Below are 17344 nucleotides of genomic sequence, written 5' to 3'. Positions count from 1 at the left end.
TCACGTTATATAACTTTATCTATAGTGTCAAAAGCAATTTGAGTTTGTGTTAGTTGTTGCTGAAGTTCTGCTGTGCTGCTAAAGCGTAAATGGCTATGCACTGGCTTTCCGTCAGTAGCTAAAAATATGGCATCGTACTCTGCTAACAGCAGCTGTTTTAAAAAGGCGACAAATTGAGCGAGACTAAGTTGCTGCATGGCATCAATAATACGCTGAGTTAGCGCAAAACTATAGTCTTGTTGGCCTAGCGCTAACCAGTAACGTGTAGCTCGTGCGCCTAAACTGTTATCCCGTTCATTAAGTTGCGCCAAAATGCCTTGTTTAATAACAGCAAATTCTTCGCTAGATAGGGTTTCTGTGTCGGCTAAAAACTCGCGAAAAAATGTGACTGTTGCTAAGTAAACTTGCTCACAATCTGCCTTGGGTGATTGCACGTAAAAGGCAATGCCCGGCAAGGTATTAATAGGTACATAGCCGGTACCCACTAAATAGCCTAATTGTTGCTCAGTGCGTAGCTGATGAAAGTACTCTGGTGATAACACATGGTTTGCTAACATAAACAGCGCCATGTTTTCAGGTGTCGCTTGTTGTGCGGGTAAGTAAATAACCAACGCGTGATCGCTATGCTCTACATCTAACTGTACCCATACCGGCCCTTGGCCTTGGATATTATAGGCTAGGTTGGAAAGTCGTTTGCCAGAGCTATGTAATCGCGTTTGCCATTGTTTAAGTATGTGCTTTAGCTGTTGGGCGTGGTCAGTTGCCCAATTACCTAGCAGTAGGCTTTCAATGTGTACCTGTTGCAACAGCTGGCGATGAAACGCTAAAAACTGGGTAAAACTAAGCTGATCTAGCGCATCGGTTAGGATATCTATTTCTGGATTCAATGGTTGTAATAGTGCTGAGAGCTGACTAAATAAACGCGCCACAGGTTTGCTTTTACTGCTATTACGCCAGTGTCTACTCAGTTGGCGTTTTAACTCATAAAAGCGATGTTCACTAAATTTTTGCGCGTGCATTTGTTGCAATAAATCTTGCAGTAAGATGAGCTGATTAGCGACTAAGCCACTGGTATGTATGCTAATGCCTTGGCGTTGCACGTGCAGACGATACACCAAGCCGATAGTTGTAGCGGCATAAAACTGTTGATTAATACTATCTAAAAATAGCTCGACCCAAAGTCGAGTTCCGGCCAGTTGCCGGTTATTACCTACACTATTGGGTAGGCTTAATTGGACAAAAACATGGCCCTTGGGGCTAGTGAAATCGGTATCTGCTTTGTGCCAAATACTGATTGATGGCTCGTCAATAACACAGTTTGGTGCGGCCATATGCTGATGTTTAGCCAATAAGCTGACGTCACCAGTAAGGTACGGATTACTTGGCGGAAGCTGTAATTCTGCTATGGCTTTAGTGTTGTTAAGTGCATGAAGCAACGCCTTGGGCAGGGGCTCTATGCTATAGGGTGTGTCATACCAGCGGGCATTGCAGTTGGTTGGCACTCCTGGCGCAATCAGCATTAGGCGCATATTGTCACTGGTAAAGTAGCTTAATACTTGCCGGTATAACGTATCGGGTGGCAGTTCCATCCGGTAGTCACCAAAGATGATATCTTCTATCGGATAATGTTGCATGCTAACCGATAAATGATTTGCCGTTTCCAGCGCGGTTGATGGCTCTTGAAATAGATAGGCCCAGTGTAATAACTTTTGTCGTTCGGCAAACTGCACCGTAGGTAGTGGCTGCGCTTTTAGCATGGCGAGATTACTAAACAGCGCCTGTAAAATGGTATCTCGAGCGCTTATACCTTTATCGGTAAGCTCAAAGGCGATGGTGAAATCTTTATAATTACTGCCGTCAATACCGCCGCCAGCGCTTAGCTGATTAACCAAATCTTGTTGCTTAAGATAGCTAAGTAAAGACCCTGGCCCTTCGTCACCCAGTAAGTGGGCAATAAAGCTAATCAGTTTATGTTTATACCAGCGTTGAATATCCGGCATGGCGAAGCTAACCACTAACTTTTGTGTGTCGCGATGCGGTTGAATATTAAGTTGTATGCCTTGATGCTCGGGCAGATATAGCGGAATATCTAACGGCTTTTTCGCCGCTAAATGGGCGGGTAAAACGTTAAAATGTTGCTTAACAAATTGTGCTTGCTGCACAAGCGGTAAGGATGACACTAGCGTTAGTGTCATACGGCTAGTGCTGTATTGTTGCTGAAAAAAATCTTTTAACGCTTGCTGTAAACTGCCATCCGCGGTGTCTGCGAGCGTGTTTAGATTACCTACTGAAAACTTAGCAAACGGGTGTTCAGGGTTGATGCTTTCTTTATGCGCTTGATAAATACGCCGACCGTCATCTTTTAATTTAAGTGAAAATTCAGCTTCTATGGCATGGCGTTCTTTTTCAACGTATTTGGCACTGAACAGTGGTTGGCTGAACATATCAGCGAAACGGGTAAGGGCAGGCGCAAAAAACTGGGTATCGATATCAAAAAAAAAGCTACTATGCTCAGTGCCTGTCCATGCATTATGGCTGCCGCCATGGTGATTAATAAATTGCTGATATTCACCCGCGTCAGGATAATTTACTGAGCCAAGAAATAACATATGCTCTAAAAAATGGGCTAAACCTTCGCGATCGGCCGGATCATCAAAGTGACCAACATTTACCGTTAATGCCGCAGCACTTTTTTCACTATCTGCTTGATGCACTAATAATACGGCAAGGCCATTAGCCAACGTCAGGTATTGATATTGGCTGTTGTCGTTGGGGCTTTGCAGGATCTGAGCGTTTTCCAATCGAGTTACCTTTTTAGGCTATTGTTATACACATAATGGGCGTGCCATAGCGATAAGTAATAAACAAAGTGGCTATTATGCGTTATTAACAGTTACTCTTCGCGCCAACTTTCATTATCATAGCGCACAATTTTTACTCGGCGTCTTGTTATCTGTCACCTTAGTTAACAGGAAACCTTGAGCAGTATGGTGTTAAATAAATGGTAAATCTCGTTATCATGCGTCATGGCGAAGCAGAGCCGCTATCGGCGATGGACAGTCAGCGCCAGCTTACTACCCGCGGTAAGCATGAAGTTAACCAGATGGCGCATTGGTTGCAACAGCATTACAGGGCGTTTGATTGGATATGGGTTAGCCCCTATATACGTGCCCGCCAGACGGCAGAATTAATATTAGCCAAGCAAGCCCCATTTAGCCAGGTAGATATTGTGCCTGAATTGCAGCCTGATGCTGATGCTGCGCTATTAAAAGCCTATTTTGATGCTTGTATTAGTAAGCAGCCTAATGCACGAGTGCTATTAGTATCGCATATGCCATTGGTAAGTTTTTTAGTTGAAGCTTTTACTGCACCTGATCAAACCCCTATTTTTAATACTGCGCAGTTGGCTTGTATCGATTATTCGATTGAGCATGGCGGGAAGTTATTGAAAACACTATCACCGCAAGAATTGGCGTTAAAAAGCTTTTAGTACTAGTTTATGCTTTAGTCTTCAACACTAAGCAATAGCAGTAGCGCACCATGTTTGCCCCAGGTTTTTGGAGCGGTATGAAAAGCTCGGACATTAGGATGCTGAATCAGCCAGTTTGGCACTTTTTTTGCCAAGATCCCTAAGCCTTTGCCATGCACAACACAGGCACAGTTAATATGCTGTTTTGCACAGTAAGCTAACAAGCCAGCTAACTCGGCTTTAGCTTCTCGTGTGGTCATACCGTGTAAATCTAAGATTACCTGTGGTTGAAATTCACCTCGGCGCAACCGGCCGGTTAAATGTGGGTCATCACCACTTTTTGTCCAACTTAAACTTACACCTTCGGCAATATAGCCTTCAAATTCATCAGAAAAGTAGAATAAATTATCATCAAGCGCTTTGGCTAGGACGTCCGTACGTCTTTTTAGCTTGCGAGGCGCCACAACTGGCGGTATCTTGTCTTGCGCAATAGGCTTAGCGCCTGTTATCGATTCGCGAAACAGTTGGCTTTCTTCGGCACTAATACCGGCTGAGGCTAAATTGACTTTTTTCTGCATGGCGCAAGTTTACTCAAACTGAGCGTTTATTACAAAAAGAGCTTACATTCATCATGTCTGATACTGACAAATTATTATTTACCCCTGAGCTAATCAGCGATGCCATTACCCAACTGACGACAGTACATGACTGGCTAAGGTTTGCCGTTTCTAAATTAAGCCAAGCGGAGGTGTATTTAGGCCATGGCACCGACAACCCGTGGGATGAAGCGGCGAGTTTATTAACGTATGTACTGCATTTACCGCCACTGACCGATGAAAAGCTATTTAATACCAAGCTACTTTGTGCTGAGCGTGAGGCTTTTATTAGCTTATTGCAGCAACGCATTGAACAGCGTATACCGGTGGCTTATTTAACTCAGCAGGCTTATTTTGCTGATTTAGCCTTCTATGTTGACGAACGCGTGCTAGTACCGCGTTCACCTATAGCAGAGCTTATTACTAATAAATTTATGTTTCAGCTTAATGGTAAAGCACCAAAACAGATCCTCGATTTGTGCACCGGTTCGGGCTGTATTGCCATTGCTTGTGCTTATGCCTTTGCTGATGCTGAAGTAGACGCCGTAGATATTAGTGAAGATGCGTTAGACGTTGCGCAGTACAACATTCAAAATCATGATCTTGAACACCGCGTGTATCCCATTTTATCGGATGGCTATCAAGCATTGGCTGGCGCCAAATATGATCTAATTGTCACTAATCCACCCTATGTCGATGCTGAAGACATGGCTGACTTACCTGACGAATATCGCCATGAACCTGAGTTAGGTTTAGCCTCGGGTCATGATGGTTTAGCATTAACGCGGCGTATTTTACGTGATGCTGCGGCGCATCTGCATGATGACGGTATGCTAATATGCGAAGTGGGCAACAGTATGGTGCAATTACAACAAGATTATCCTGACGTTGGCTTTGACTGGCTGGAGTTTGCCCGCGGCGGCTTAGGTGTTTTTGCTATTGGCAAAGCAGAATTAGAGCGCTGTCAGCATTTATTTAAGGAGTAACCATGGCTGGAAATAGCATAGGGCAGTTATTTAAAGTAACCACCTTTGGTGAAAGCCATGGGCCAGCTATTGGTGGTATTGTTGATGGTTGCCCACCAGGAATGACACTAACGGTTGAAGATTTACAAGAGGATTTAAATCGGCGTAAGCCCGGCACGTCGCGTTACACCACGGCCCGGCGAGAAGAGGACGCGGTAAAAATACTCTCTGGCGTATTTGAAAACACCACTACCGGCGCTAGCATTGGTTTGTTAATTGAAAATACCGACCAACGCTCACAAGATTATTCCAACATTAAAGACCAATTTCGCCCGGGGCATGCTGATTACACCTACTGGCATAAGTTTGGTATTCGTGATTATCGTGGCGGTGGCCGCTCATCTGCGCGCGAAACTGCAGTACGGGTCGCGGCCGGTGCAATTGCAAAAAAATACCTGCGCGAGCAATGTGGCATTGAAATTCGTGGTTATTTAGCCCAACTTGGGCCAATAAAAGCTGAAGCATTGCATTGGCATGAAGTACACAATAACCCGTTTTTTTGCCCAGATCCGAGCAAGCTAGAAGCCTTAGATGACTACATGCGTCAGCTAAAAAAAGACGGTGATTCGGTCGGCGCGCGTATTAATGTGGTGGCAACCAATATGCCAGTAGGCTGGGGTGAACCGGTATTCGACCGGCTTGATGCCGATATTGCCCATGCGATGATGAGTATCAATGCGGTTAAGGCCGTTGAAATTGGTGACGGTTTTGCGGTGGTTGAGCAACGCGGTTCAACGCATCGTGATGAACTAACGCCCAACGGCTTTAGTGCTAATCATGCCGGTGGTGTGTTAGGCGGTATTTCGTCCGGCCAAGATTTACTGGTAAGCATGGCACTTAAACCTACATCTAGTATCAGCATTGCCGGTAAAAGTATTAATACCAGTGGAGAAGTGGTTGATGTTATTACTAAAGGCCGACACGACCCCTGTGTTGGTATTCGTGCAGTACCTATTGCTGAGGCGATGTTAGCAATAGTATTGCTGGATCATTACTTACGTCATCGCGCGCAAAATATGCACGTTCAGGTAACAACACCGGATATTGCGCGTAAGCAATCAGCTCAACCAACACAAGAATAACTGCGTTTTATGGCGTTAATCTCTGCTCGGCCAGCCTTAGTGCTGGCCTATTTTACCTACTTTGGCGTGCTAGGTATTTTTGTACCCTATTTTAGCCTATTTCTTGATGGCAGAGGTTTAAGCTCGGCAGACATCGGTTTGTTATTAGCTATTGTTACCGCCAGCCGTATTGTTGGGCCAACAGTGTGGGCGCTAGCCGCTGAACGCAGTGGCAAACCCCTATGGATAATGCGCATTGGCGCTTTATTGGCGGCGATAGGTTGGTTAAGTAGTTTTGCCGATTACGGTTTTTGGCCGTTACTCTGTGGTTTTGCTTTATTCAGTTTTTTTTGGACCGCTATTTTGCCGCAGCTTGAAGTGTCGGCGTTTGCCTTTTTAAATGATAATACCCAAGCTTACGGCCGTATCCGTACTGCAGGTAGCGTCGGTTACATTGTGCTAGTTATGTTGGGTGGTTGGTTATTTGAGCGCTACGGTAGCGAGTTTTTACCGCCTTCGGCGTTGTTGTTTTTACTGTTATTACTCGCTAGCTTATTTTTACTGCCCAAAGTGAGTATTCATGCGGAACTCACCAACGAGCATGTGCGTTTTAGTACGCTAATAAAAAACAGTGTGCTACTACGTTTTATGCTGGCAGCGTTATTATTGCAAATGAGCTTCTCGCCGTTTTATGGTTTTTTTACGCTGTATAGCCGTGATTTAGGCTATAGCGGTAGCCAAACTGGTTTATTTATTGGTTTGGCGGTAGCTGCCGAAATAGTGGCATTTTATTTTGCCGGTAACATTATGCGTAATCGCAGTTATCGGTTATTGCTTGGTGTGTGCTACGGCATTACTGTAGTGCGTTGGTATCTGCTTGCTGCCTTTGCAGATAATGTTTGGCTGCTCTGTTTTAGCATGCTGCTGCATGCAGGCAGCTTTGCTATCGCGCACAGCTGTGCCATGCAATTTATTCAGCAATTTTTCCCGAAAAAATTACGCAGCCGCGGCCAAGCGTTATATGCGGGCGTGATCTTCGGTGGCGGAGGAGCCATAGGTGCCTATTTTTCCGGCTTATTGTGGCAAAACGGCAGTGGTGCCAGCTTAACTTTTGGTATTGCTGCCTTGTTAGCTTTAGCCGCCACGCTGTTAGCAGTTAGTTTGCCAACAAAAACAGCTAAGCATTAATAAACCATAAAAAGTTGGGCTGTAAAAAAGTAACATTACGCCTTACAATGGCGCTCATTTTTAGCGCTGTAAAGGTATCGCAATATGGCAAGTGTGTTTCGCTTAGGGTTAATTATTAACCCGTTAGCTGGTTTAGGTGGCAGTGTCGGTTTAAAAGGCTCTGACGATAAGGCAGAGCAGGCGTTAGCATTAGGTGCCGTGCCTCAAGCGATGAATCGAGTAAAAACCGCATTGCAAGAGCTATTGCCACAAAAACACCTAGTTGAAGTGCTTACCGTCGCTGGCGATATGGGCGAAAATGTTTGTCTTGAGCTTGGTTTTAGTCATCAGATTATTTATCGCAGTAGCACTTTACCTTCAACTGCGCGCGATACTGAAATCGCAGCTAAGTTAATAGCTGAGCAGGGCGTTGATTTATTGCTGTTCGCCGGCGGTGACGGTACTGCTCGTAATATCTGCACAGCGGTGTCAGAGCATACAACCGTGTTAGGTGTGCCAGCTGGAGTGAAAATTCATTCTGGAGTTTATGCTATATCGCCTCAGGCTGCGGGTAAGTTGGTGGCTAAGCTGGTTACCGGCGAGCTGGTTTCGTTAAGCGACGCTCCTGTCATGGATATTGACGAGCAGGCATTTAGCGCGGGTATAGTAAAAGCCCGTCGTTTTGGTGAAATGCGCATTCCCGCGCAGTTACGCTATGTACAAAGTGTAAAAATGGGTGGTCGTGAATCGGAAGAGTTGGTTTTGGCCGATTTAGCCGCGTATGTCACTAGCCAGATGGATGACAACGTACGTTATGTTATGGGTTCAGGCTCAACTGTTGCCGCCGTTATGGCCGAACTTGGCCTAGACAACACCTTATTGGGCGTAGACGTAGTAGAAAATGGCCAATTAATTGCCAAAGACGTTACTGCCAACCAATTATTGGCATTGGTTAGCGATTATCCTAGCCAGTTAATTATTACGCTAATTGGTGGGCAGGGCCATATATTCGGTCGAGGTAATCAGCAATTATCACCGGCGGTTATTCGCGCTATTGGCCGAGAAAATATTTTACTTATTGCCGATAAAGCCAAGTTACAACAACTAGAGGGCAGGCCATTAATTGCTGATACTGGCGATAGCACCTTAGATAAGCAGTTAACCGGCTTAATTAATATTTTGACTGGTTATAATGATTACGTAATGTACCGCCTAGGGTACGAAGATGAGGAATAACATGAGTGCATTAGCAATACCTGAGCAATTTATTAATGCGGTAGCGGAGTTATTTGATGCCTTAGTGCCAGTGGCAACTGACGATGAGCTATTTGCCTCAGGTTATTTACGCGGCCACTTTGATTTAGCCGTCGGCACATTGCAGGTAGATGGCGAGCCTTTTGCTGCTATCGACGTAATAACCCAAGTAAATAATACCTTGGAGTTAGCAATAGGTAATGGTGAGCTAAACCCGGAAGATCAGCAGCATGTTAATAAGATCTGGTCACAAGCTCAGCAGCTTGCCGCATAAGCCGACAAGACATTGATCTGCTTTTGCGCTAATATAGCCGCACTTTTTTAACCCGAAGCGAAAAGCTTCGTCAGCATAAGTGAAACTCATGTCAGATAAATATACAAAGCTTGAACAACACGCTAGTTACGGTATTGGCTTACAAATGGGCCAGCAGCTTGCAGATAACCCGTTTGACGGTTTAGATATTGATGCCGTTGCCGCTGGTGTTATTGCCGCATTTTCTGAGAAAACGCCAGAAGTAAGCGACGAGCAAATTCGTGATGCATTCAAAGTAATTAGCGAACGTATGCAAGCAGAGCAAGCTGAAAAAGCCGTATTATTGGCCGATGCAGGTGAAGCCTTCTTAGCAGAAAACGCTAAGCGTGCAGAAATTACGGTTACGGAATCAGGTTTACAGTACGAAGTATTGGTAGCAGCTGACGGTGAAAAACCAAGCCGCGACTCAACCGTGCGCACGCATTATCACGGCACGCTAATTGACGGTACGGTATTTGACAGCTCATATCAGCGTGGCGAGCCAGCTGAGTTTCCAGTATCAGGCGTTATTGCCGGCTGGACTGAAGCTTTACAACTGATGTCACCAGGTGCCAAATTGCGCTTATATATTCCTCACGAACTTGCTTACGGCGAGCGTGGCGCAGGTAATGCAATTGCTCCTTTTAGTGCACTAATTTTTGATGTAGAACTGTTAGCCATTCTGTAATACAGCGAGCTTAGTAAATAAGGCCCTGCAATGCAGGGCCTTATTGTTTTTGCCGCACTAAAATAGTGTTAATTGTTATTCGAGTTATTAAAAGGTGTTGTATGTACCAAATTCGCCCTTATCAACCTGGTGAAGAGCCACAGTTACGTGAACTATTTTATAACACGATACGTAATGTAAACCTTGGTGATTATAGCGCCGAGCAATGTGCGGCGTGGGCGCCAACGCGGTTTGATATCAATGCATGGACCAGACGGATGGCACAAAGCGAACCCTTTGTTGCTGTGCATAATGAGCAGATAGTCGGCTTTGCTGATGTACAAGCTGACGGCTACATTGATTACTTTTTTTGCCATCAAGATTATCAAGGCAAAGGCGTAGGCAAAGCGTTGATGCAGCACTTGCTGAAAATGGGGCGCCGTTATGGTGTAAAACGCTTTTATGCGAATGTCAGTATTACGGCTAAACCGTTTTTTTTGCGTAGTGGTTTTAATATTGTCACAGAACAGCAGGTTGAAATTCACGGTGTAACCTTAACCAATTTTGTCATGGAAAAACGGGTTAGTTAATTGAGTTATGCTTTCACAGAACTAGGTTTTAATAGGATTACAGATGCCAACTTTATTCGACCCACTGCAATTGGGTGATTTACAACTTTCTAACCGTATTATTATGGCACCTTTAACTCGCTGTCGAGCCAGCGAAGATAGAGTACCCAATGAATTAATGATTGAGTATTACCGTCAACGGGCTAGTGCCGGTTTAATTTTAACCGAAGCCACTGCCGTTACGCCAATGGGCGTGGGCTATCCTAAAACACCGGGTATTTGGTCTGAGCAACAGGTTGCTGGTTGGCGCAAAATAGTCGATGCCGTACATCAGCTTGGCGGAAAAATCATGCTGCAGTTGTGGCACGTGGGCCGTATTTCCGATCCGTTTTATTTAAATGGTGAATTACCGGTTGCGCCTAGCGCTATTGCCGCACAAGGGCATGTTAGTTTAATGCGGCCGAAAAAAGCTTATGTCACACCGCGTGCTTTAGAAACTAAAGAACTTGCGGCAATAGTAGAGGCGTATCGTAAAGGCGCTGAAAATGCCAAGTTAGCAGGGTTTGATGGTGTTGAAATACACGGCGCTAATGGCTATTTATTAGATCAATTTTTACAAGACAGTACTAACCAACGCACTGATAACTACGGTGGCAGCATTGAAAATCGTGCGCGCTTAATGCTCGAGGTTACTGATGCAGTGATTTCAGTATGGGGCGCAGGACGAGTAGGTATGCATTTAGCACCACGAGCCGATTCGCATTCTATGGGCGACTCACAGCGCGCTGATACCTTTGCTTATGTTGCGCGTCAACTTGGTAAGCGTAATATCGCTTTTATTTGTGCGCGTGAAGCCCAAGCAGATGACAGCTTAGGCCCAATACTTAAACAGCAATTCGGCGGCGTGTACATAAGTAACGAGAAATTTGATTTAGCCTCAGCAAACCAAGCTTTAGCTGATGGTATAGCGGATGCGGTTGCCTTTGGCGTGCCTTACATTGCTAACCCTGATCTCGTGCAGCGGTTTGCTAAAGACGCGCCGCTAAATGCGGCTAAACCTGAATTGTTTTACAGTGATGGTGAGCAAGGTTATACCGATTATCCAACATTAGAGTAATAGATAGATTTAGCCGCACGTTAAGTGCGGCTAAATCTAATAATCAGTATAACAGAGCAAATTAACCGCGGTAAGGATTGGCACTTAGCCTAACTGGCTGAACTAATAGCATTACTGCTGCTACAGTTGCATAGCTATACAGTGCTACTGCACTCCAAAACGCCATGCTTTTATCAAGCAGTTGCCAGTTGGTGTCGCCACAACTGCCGGTAGGTTCAAATACTTCGGGTAACCATTTATCTAGTGGCATCCACTGAGGAAAATCAGCAAATAGGGCACAACTAAAAAAGCCACCTTCTGCCAGCATTTGTTCAATCTCTAACAGCTCATTAGCTTGGAATATGCCAAATATAGCCGCTGCTAACATACCTAGCAGCGCGGTAACACGCAGCAGCATAGACGCTGGCGCTAAAAATCCGATAAGGCTTGCTAATAGAATGCCAGCGAAACCGCTACGCACATAAATACATTTAATGCAGGGCTGCATATTAAGGCCGTATTGGAAATACAACGCGGTACCTAATAATGTTAAACAAGATAAAGCAACTAACGCCCAAGCCCAGCGTTGCTTCGATAAACGTTTGAAATTTTGTAGCATTTTTTATCCTTCTCAACGGGATTTTTTCGTGTGCTGTCGCTAATTTACGGCATTTATTAACAATGTACAATCGGCTCGTACAGCCGGCTATTTTTTGACTGTGTCTTGTTAACTGATGGCGCTCTGGTACAATCAGTGCAAATTTGTAAACCAGAAGACGGATAGATCCGCATGACTAATCTGATTAAAGCGCAAAGCCCTGCTGGGTTCGCCGAAGAGTATATCGTCGACTCGATATGGAATGGAAAATTTGCACCTGGCTCCATATTACCTGCAGAGCGTGAATTATCAGAACTTATAGGCGTTACCCGCACTACGTTACGTGAAGTATTACAACGTTTAGCCCGTGATGGCTGGTTAACTATTCAACACGGTAAGCCAACTAAGGTAAATAATTTCTGGCAAACTTCGGGGTTAAATATTCTTGAAACGCTAGCGCGTTTAGATGAAGAACATATGCCAGAGTTGGTTGATGAGTTGTTATCAGCAAGAACCAATATTAGTGCTATTTATATTCGTGGTGCCATTAAAAACCATCCGCAACAAGTTGTTGATCTTTTTGCTGGCGCTGAGGCGTTAGATGATACAGCTGAAGCCTTTGCTGCATTTGACTATAATTTAAACCATGAATTAGCATCGCATTCAGCTAATCGGATTTATGTGCTGATTTTAAATGGTTTTCGTGGCTTATATAACAAGATTGCCCGTTTTTACTTCTCGCATCCTGCGGCACGCGAGTTAGCACGTCGTTATTATCATCAAATTAAGCTATACGCTGAAAACGGTAAGTTTGATGAAGTGGTATTTGCTGTGCGTAAATACGGTAAAGAAAGCGGTTTAATCTGGTCGGAATTACGGCCCCAGATCCCTAAAGATTTAATTGAATAAATAGTGTTAAATAAACCGCCTTTTGGCGGTTTATTTTTTTGTGTCGTCACCACGCTTGAGCTTAGAGCTGATGGCAGTTATTATTAAGCGATATATCTTATTCTTTTTGGTTATAAATAAGGGAGCCCTTGCATGACCAGCCAGTTGCATCATGAAATTTATCTTGATAACAACGCTACTACACCGGTATTGCCAGCAGCAGCGGCAGCTGCAATGCACACTATGCAGCGTGGTTTTGGTAATCCTAGCAGTAGTCACGCAACAGGCATTAAGGCAAAGGCTGAGCTTGAAGCCACGCGAACCTTAGCACGTCAGCTTATCGGTGCTTGCACCGGTGATATTGTTTTTACTTCAGGCGCGACTGAAGGTATTCAAACGTCTATTGTTTCAGCGTTACTAGCTGCACGTGAACGCGGCCTTGTCGGGCCAGCTACCTTATTGCTTTATGGCTCAACTGAACACAAAGCTGTGCCTGAAAGCCTTAAACATTGGAACAAGGTGCTTAACCTAAATGCCACAGTAATGGCCATTCCGGTTGATAACAACGGCATACTCGATAGCGCATTTATGACAAAAATGCTGCCACAAGCGGCGATGATTTGCACTATGGCGGCCAATAATGAAACCGGCGTAAAGCAAGACCTAGCCAAGCTAGAGCAGCTAATTCGTAGCGCTAACCCGCAGGTGTATTGGATGGTCGACTGTGTACAAGCACTTGGCAAAATGGCATTAAACATTGCCACAACCAGTATTGATTACGCGCCCTTTAGTGGACATAAACTTTATGCGCCCAAAGGCATCGGCTTTTTATATGTACGAAAAAATGCCCCTTATAAAGCCTTTATTGCCGGTGGCGGCCAAGAAAGTGGCCTACGCTCAGGCACAGAAAACTTACCTGGTATTGCTGCTTTACATGCGATTTTTTCTGAGCTGGCAAAAACACAAGGTTCGGCGTTTCAAGCCGAAGAAGTGCTGTGGCAGTACCGGAACGATTTAATTACGGCATTAAAAACCGTATTTCCAGCAATGGTGCTCAATAGTGATATACCCTATGTGGTGCCAACCACTATTAACTTTTCGGTACCGGGCTTTTACAGCAAAGACATTATGGACTTGTTCGACGCCGCCGGTATTCGTGTAAGCTCAGGTTCGGCTTGTAGTTCAAAAGTGCCTACTAGTTTTGTACTTGATGCTATGGGGCTGGAACCATGGCGCTCACAGGGTGCCATTCGCTTGTCGTTTGGCCCAGCGATGACTCAACAAGAATGTCAGCAAGCTTGTGCCGCTATTAAGCCATTAGCTGATATTGTGAATAAGCATTGTTTAGTCTTAACTGACGCAACGCCAACACTAGAAATTCATGCCAGTGGTTTATTGCAATTAAAACATGAAGCGCTGTGTAGCTATGTACTTATTTGTCAGGATAGCCGCGTAGCAATGGTAATTGATCCGGTTTTACCATTAGCGAGTCGTATAGCTAGTATTATTCAAGGCCAAGGTTTAAAGCTAAAGGCAGTATTAGATACCCATTTACATCGTGACCATTTATCAGCCCGCCAAGAAATTATTGCTTTGCTTGGCGACTGCACCGAAAAAGAGCCATGCGATGCTTTAGGTTGGCCGCTACAGGTTGATACCCTAAGTTGTGGCCGTTATAGTTTAACCAAATTAGCTACACCTGGACATACGCCAGAGGCAGTGAGTATTCTACTGCAGCAAGCTAAGCAGCTTTGTGCGGTGTTTGCTGGTGACTTAATCTTACCAGGTGGAGTTGGCCGCACTGACTTAGCTGGTGGTGACATGGCGGCTCTGGCACAGAGTATACGGCTATTGGCGGCAACAATTAATGAAGATACGTTAATTTTATCTAGCCATGATTACGCCCAGCGCTTTTTCACCACGCTGGCTTTAGCACAACAAGAACTGCCGGCACTTCATGCTTTGCTACAAAATATAGACAATGGCCAATGGCAGCAGCAATTACAGCAGCAGGCAATAGAATTACAAAAGTTGAGTCAGCATCTTTGTGGCTTAGTTGAAGTAAGCTTATCAGACGCTACTGATGTTATTGCTGTAGAGCAGTTAACGGGTTTTATGCAGCAGTGGCCAGATTTACAGGTTGTGGATGTTCGCGAGCCGCATGAGCAAAGTGCGGGGGCATTAACCCAGTATTTGCCGCAGCGTTACCCCGTATTAGAAATACCCTTATCAAAACTCGCCGATGCGCTTATCAATAATGTTATTACACCGGCACAACCTTTTTTACTGGTATGTCGTTCGGGCAACCGCAGTTTAGTGGCATGTAAGGTGTTAGGGCGCTTAGGTTTTAAACAAGTATTTAATTTAAAAGGTGGCACCGCACTATTGCGTTAGGTTACTCGGGGGTTAAAAACAAAAAAAGCGCCAACACAATTGGCGCTTTTTTATTTGTTAAAGGCTGATATTTTTAGTGGCGCTATTAAAAAAAGAACTGTTGTAACGGGTTTAATAATCGCGTTAAGCCCTTTTTAAACTGTAATGGCGCACTTAGAACTGACAGACACAAACAATCTTCGTCGGGTAGGGTGCGTGGTGTATGCGTGTCATCTGGTGAATTAATTAGTAAGTCACCAGCATGGTATTCGCCATTTTCATCGACAATTTTACCTGATAATACTAACGTCATTTCAAGGCCTAAATGCGTATGCTGCGGTACCTCTGTACCTTTGCTGATATAGAGCAAAGACACATGGTGATCACTGCTAGTTGGTAATGTTGCTGTAGCAATGCCGCCTAAATGCAACCATTTACCGTGGCTCGCCGATAAACGCTGCAACGCACGGGGCAGTTTAAATTCACGTTGTGAAACCATGATAGATTGCAACGCGTTACTGGATGTTACCGCGTTAGCTATTGGCTTCATGCTCGTTTGTTCAGTTTGTGCCAGCACACTGTTGAGCATCGCATCCCAGTCTGTGGAGCTTGTGGTAACGCGTTGCTCTACAAACTGACCGGCTAAATCATTGGTAATATCTTGGCTTAATTGCTGACAATGTGGGCATAGGTCAATATGCGCGGCAAGCGCCAACGACACATCAGCAGTTAAACAGCCTTCAGCAAATTGTTCTAGCAATGCAGTGCTAGGGTGAAACTTAATTGCGTGTGCCATCTAATGCCTCTCTTAATCTGTCTAACGCCAAGCGGATCCGAGATTTCACGGTACCCAGCGGAATGGCTAATTCGTCTGATACTTCTTGGTGGGTTTTTTCTTGTAGATATACTCTTTCCATTACATCGCGCTGAGCTGGCGGTAGTAAGTTGAAGTGTGGTGCAAGTTTTTCTGATAACAGCTGGATATCCCATTGTGCAGATGCGTCTTCAGACTCAGGCTCAGGGTATTCACCATTTAACCATAGATCATCAGCGCTAATGTCGTCTTTACGGCTTTGCTTTTTGCGCAGCATATCAAAGCGCACGTTACGAGCAATGGTATAAATCCAGGTAGAAGCACAGCCTTTAGTAGCATCGAATAGTGCCGCTTTTTTCCATACATTTAACATGGTGTCTTGCACCATTTCTAACGCTTGTTGCTCGTTACCAAACATCTTCATACCAAAGGCTCTTAACCTTGGCGCAAAGTAATTAAAAAGTTCGGCGTAGGCTAATTTGTCACGTTTTAACGCAACAAAGGTCAGAGCTTCTTCCCATTGTTGGTGTGTCTGTTCTTGCGCGGTCATTAGCTGTGCAGTATCCACGTTTGAATGGGGACGTACATCATGCCCTGAGCCTGTAGTTAACTTCAACATGTTTTATGTTCCTGCATCGGGTGCTACCAACATTGTTGCGATATAGCCATATTTACGCGTGAGAACCGGTATTGGATTAAGTTTAATTAAATTAAAAAGTAGAAAGGTATGTGCGTTTTATTGCGATTTTCTACCTAAAAAAACACTGTATTATAAGCAAACTACTAACGGGAGACGTTCATGAAACACATTTTAGTGATTAACAGTTCTATTAACGGTGACAAAGGTCATTCGGTTCAGTTAGCACAACAATTTATCGCCCAATTGCCACAAGACCGCTTCAAACTGGATACGCTGGATTTAAACGTCACACCGGTGCCGCATTTGGATATGACAGAAATGGCAGCGTGGATGACACCGGTAGATCAACGCAGCATTGAGCAGCAGCGTTTGGCGGCTATTTCTGATGATATTATTGCCAGAATTAAACTAGCCGATGTGATTGTTTTAGGTGTACCTATGTATAACTTTGGCATACCGTCACAGTTAAAAGCCTTGTTCGATCGGGTAGCGCGTGCTGGCGTTACTTTTAAATACACTGAGCAAGGCCCCGTAGGCTTGCTGGATGACAAACCCGTAGTTATTTTTGCCACTCGCGGCGGTGTTTATCAAGGTTCAACTATGGATAGCCAGACGCCATTTTTACAAAGTTTCTTTAACTTTGTTGGCTTAAAAAAACTCCAGTTTATTTATGCCGAAGGCCTTAATATGGGGGCTGAGTCGCAACAAGCTGCGCTTAATGCGGCCATGGTTAGTTTAACTGAAATCAGCGCAAAAATAGCCGCTTAATTTTGCTTTAGCTATGCCATTATTGTTTATTTACACACTATTTGCCGGTCTAGTTTAGACCGGCTTT

The 17344-nt window shown here is 44.6% G+C and carries 17 protein-coding genes; 12 read left to right on the top strand and 5 right to left on the bottom strand.

Features of this window, described 5'->3' with window-relative positions:
* Positions 1-5: 5 nt before the first annotated feature.
* Positions 6-2801 (bottom strand): insulinase family protein, encoded by a 2796-nt coding sequence (locus tag MN199_RS06925; RefSeq protein WP_335738871.1) that lies wholly within the window; start codon positions 2799-2801, stop codon positions 6-8.
* 200 nt (positions 2802-3001) lie between these two features.
* Here MN199_RS06925 and sixA point away from each other — a divergent pair, with 200 nt between their 5' ends.
* Positions 3002-3490, top strand: a complete 489-nt coding sequence (gene sixA, locus MN199_RS06920) for a phosphohistidine phosphatase SixA (RefSeq protein ID WP_335738870.1) — start codon at positions 3002-3004, stop codon at positions 3488-3490.
* A gap of 14 nt (positions 3491-3504) precedes the next feature.
* Here the strand turns inward: sixA and smrB are convergent, their stop codons facing one another.
* The gene (gene smrB, locus MN199_RS06915) at positions 3505-4047 is read right to left on the bottom strand and encodes an endonuclease SmrB (protein WP_335738869.1); all 543 of its coding nucleotides are present in this window, start codon (positions 4045-4047) and stop codon (positions 3505-3507) included.
* 53 nt (positions 4048-4100) lie between these two features.
* On the opposite strand from smrB, the gene prmB reads away from it, so the two are divergent.
* From prmB to MN199_RS06875, 8 genes are all read left to right on the top strand, one after another.
* Positions 4101-5051 (top strand): 50S ribosomal protein L3 N(5)-glutamine methyltransferase, encoded by a 951-nt coding sequence (gene prmB, locus MN199_RS06910; protein ID WP_335738868.1) that lies wholly within the window; start codon positions 4101-4103, stop codon positions 5049-5051.
* A gap of 2 nt (positions 5052-5053) precedes the next feature.
* Positions 5054-6172 (top strand): chorismate synthase, encoded by a 1119-nt coding sequence (aroC, locus tag MN199_RS06905; RefSeq protein WP_335738867.1) that lies wholly within the window; start codon positions 5054-5056, stop codon positions 6170-6172.
* 9 nt (positions 6173-6181) lie between these two features.
* Positions 6182-7339 carry an MFS transporter gene (locus tag MN199_RS06900; protein WP_132583753.1) on the top strand — a complete coding sequence of 386 codons (1158 nt, stop codon included), beginning with the start codon at positions 6182-6184 and terminating at the stop codon, positions 7337-7339.
* Positions 7340-7423: 84 nt separating this feature from the next.
* Positions 7424-8554: an ATP-NAD kinase family protein gene (locus MN199_RS06895; protein ID WP_335738866.1), complete on the top strand. Its 1131-nt coding sequence runs from the start codon at positions 7424-7426 to the stop codon at positions 8552-8554.
* Between the two features lies 1 nt (position 8555).
* Positions 8556-8846 (top strand): YfcL family protein, encoded by a 291-nt coding sequence (locus MN199_RS06890; protein ID WP_418338076.1) that lies wholly within the window; start codon positions 8556-8558, stop codon positions 8844-8846.
* A gap of 88 nt (positions 8847-8934) precedes the next feature.
* A complete protein-coding gene (locus tag MN199_RS06885) occupies positions 8935-9552 on the top strand; it encodes an FKBP-type peptidyl-prolyl cis-trans isomerase (protein ID WP_132583748.1) in 618 nt (205 codons plus the stop codon).
* A gap of 101 nt (positions 9553-9653) precedes the next feature.
* Positions 9654-10121, top strand: coding sequence for a GNAT family N-acetyltransferase (locus MN199_RS06880; protein ID WP_335738865.1), 468 nt, complete (start codon positions 9654-9656; stop codon positions 10119-10121).
* A 43-nt stretch (positions 10122-10164) separates the two neighbouring features.
* Positions 10165-11217: an alkene reductase gene (locus MN199_RS06875; protein ID WP_335738864.1), complete on the top strand. Its 1053-nt coding sequence runs from the start codon at positions 10165-10167 to the stop codon at positions 11215-11217.
* 61 nt (positions 11218-11278) lie between these two features.
* Here the strand turns inward: MN199_RS06875 and dsbB are convergent, their stop codons facing one another.
* On the bottom strand, positions 11279-11815 hold the full coding sequence (gene dsbB, locus MN199_RS06870; RefSeq protein ID WP_132583742.1) for a disulfide bond formation protein DsbB: 537 nt from the start codon (positions 11813-11815) through the stop codon (positions 11279-11281).
* Between the two features lie 171 nt (positions 11816-11986).
* Between dsbB and fadR the strand changes: the two genes are divergently transcribed.
* Positions 11987-12703 (top strand): fatty acid metabolism transcriptional regulator FadR, encoded by a 717-nt coding sequence (fadR, locus tag MN199_RS06865; RefSeq protein ID WP_132583740.1) that lies wholly within the window; start codon positions 11987-11989, stop codon positions 12701-12703.
* 132 nt (positions 12704-12835) lie between these two features.
* Positions 12836-15076, top strand: coding sequence for an aminotransferase class V-fold PLP-dependent enzyme (locus tag MN199_RS06860; RefSeq protein ID WP_132583738.1), 2241 nt, complete (start codon positions 12836-12838; stop codon positions 15074-15076).
* Between the two features lie 85 nt (positions 15077-15161).
* On the opposite strand, the gene MN199_RS06855 is transcribed toward MN199_RS06860, so the two are convergent.
* Both MN199_RS06855 and MN199_RS06850 read right to left on the bottom strand, forming a co-directional pair.
* Positions 15162-15851: a ChrR family anti-sigma-E factor gene (locus MN199_RS06855; protein ID WP_335738863.1), complete on the bottom strand. Its 690-nt coding sequence runs from the start codon at positions 15849-15851 to the stop codon at positions 15162-15164.
* Complete coding sequence (locus MN199_RS06850; RefSeq protein WP_243695478.1) at positions 15835-16488, bottom strand: sigma-70 family RNA polymerase sigma factor; 654 nt, start codon at positions 16486-16488, stop codon at positions 15835-15837. Before MN199_RS06850 ends, MN199_RS06855 begins: the two co-directional genes overlap by 17 nt.
* A gap of 180 nt (positions 16489-16668) precedes the next feature.
* On the opposite strand from MN199_RS06850, the gene MN199_RS06845 reads away from it, so the two are divergent.
* Positions 16669-17277 carry an FMN-dependent NADH-azoreductase gene (locus tag MN199_RS06845; protein ID WP_132583734.1) on the top strand — a complete coding sequence of 203 codons (609 nt, stop codon included), beginning with the start codon at positions 16669-16671 and terminating at the stop codon, positions 17275-17277.
* Positions 17278-17344: the final 67 nt, after the last annotated feature.

The sequence above is a fragment of the Rheinheimera metallidurans genome (genome assembly GCF_036983985.1).
GTDB classification, from domain to species: domain Bacteria; phylum Pseudomonadota; class Gammaproteobacteria; order Enterobacterales; family Alteromonadaceae; genus Alishewanella; species Alishewanella metallidurans.
The sequence above is the reverse complement of the archived record's forward strand: the minus strand, read 5'-3'. Positions and strand labels throughout refer to the sequence as shown.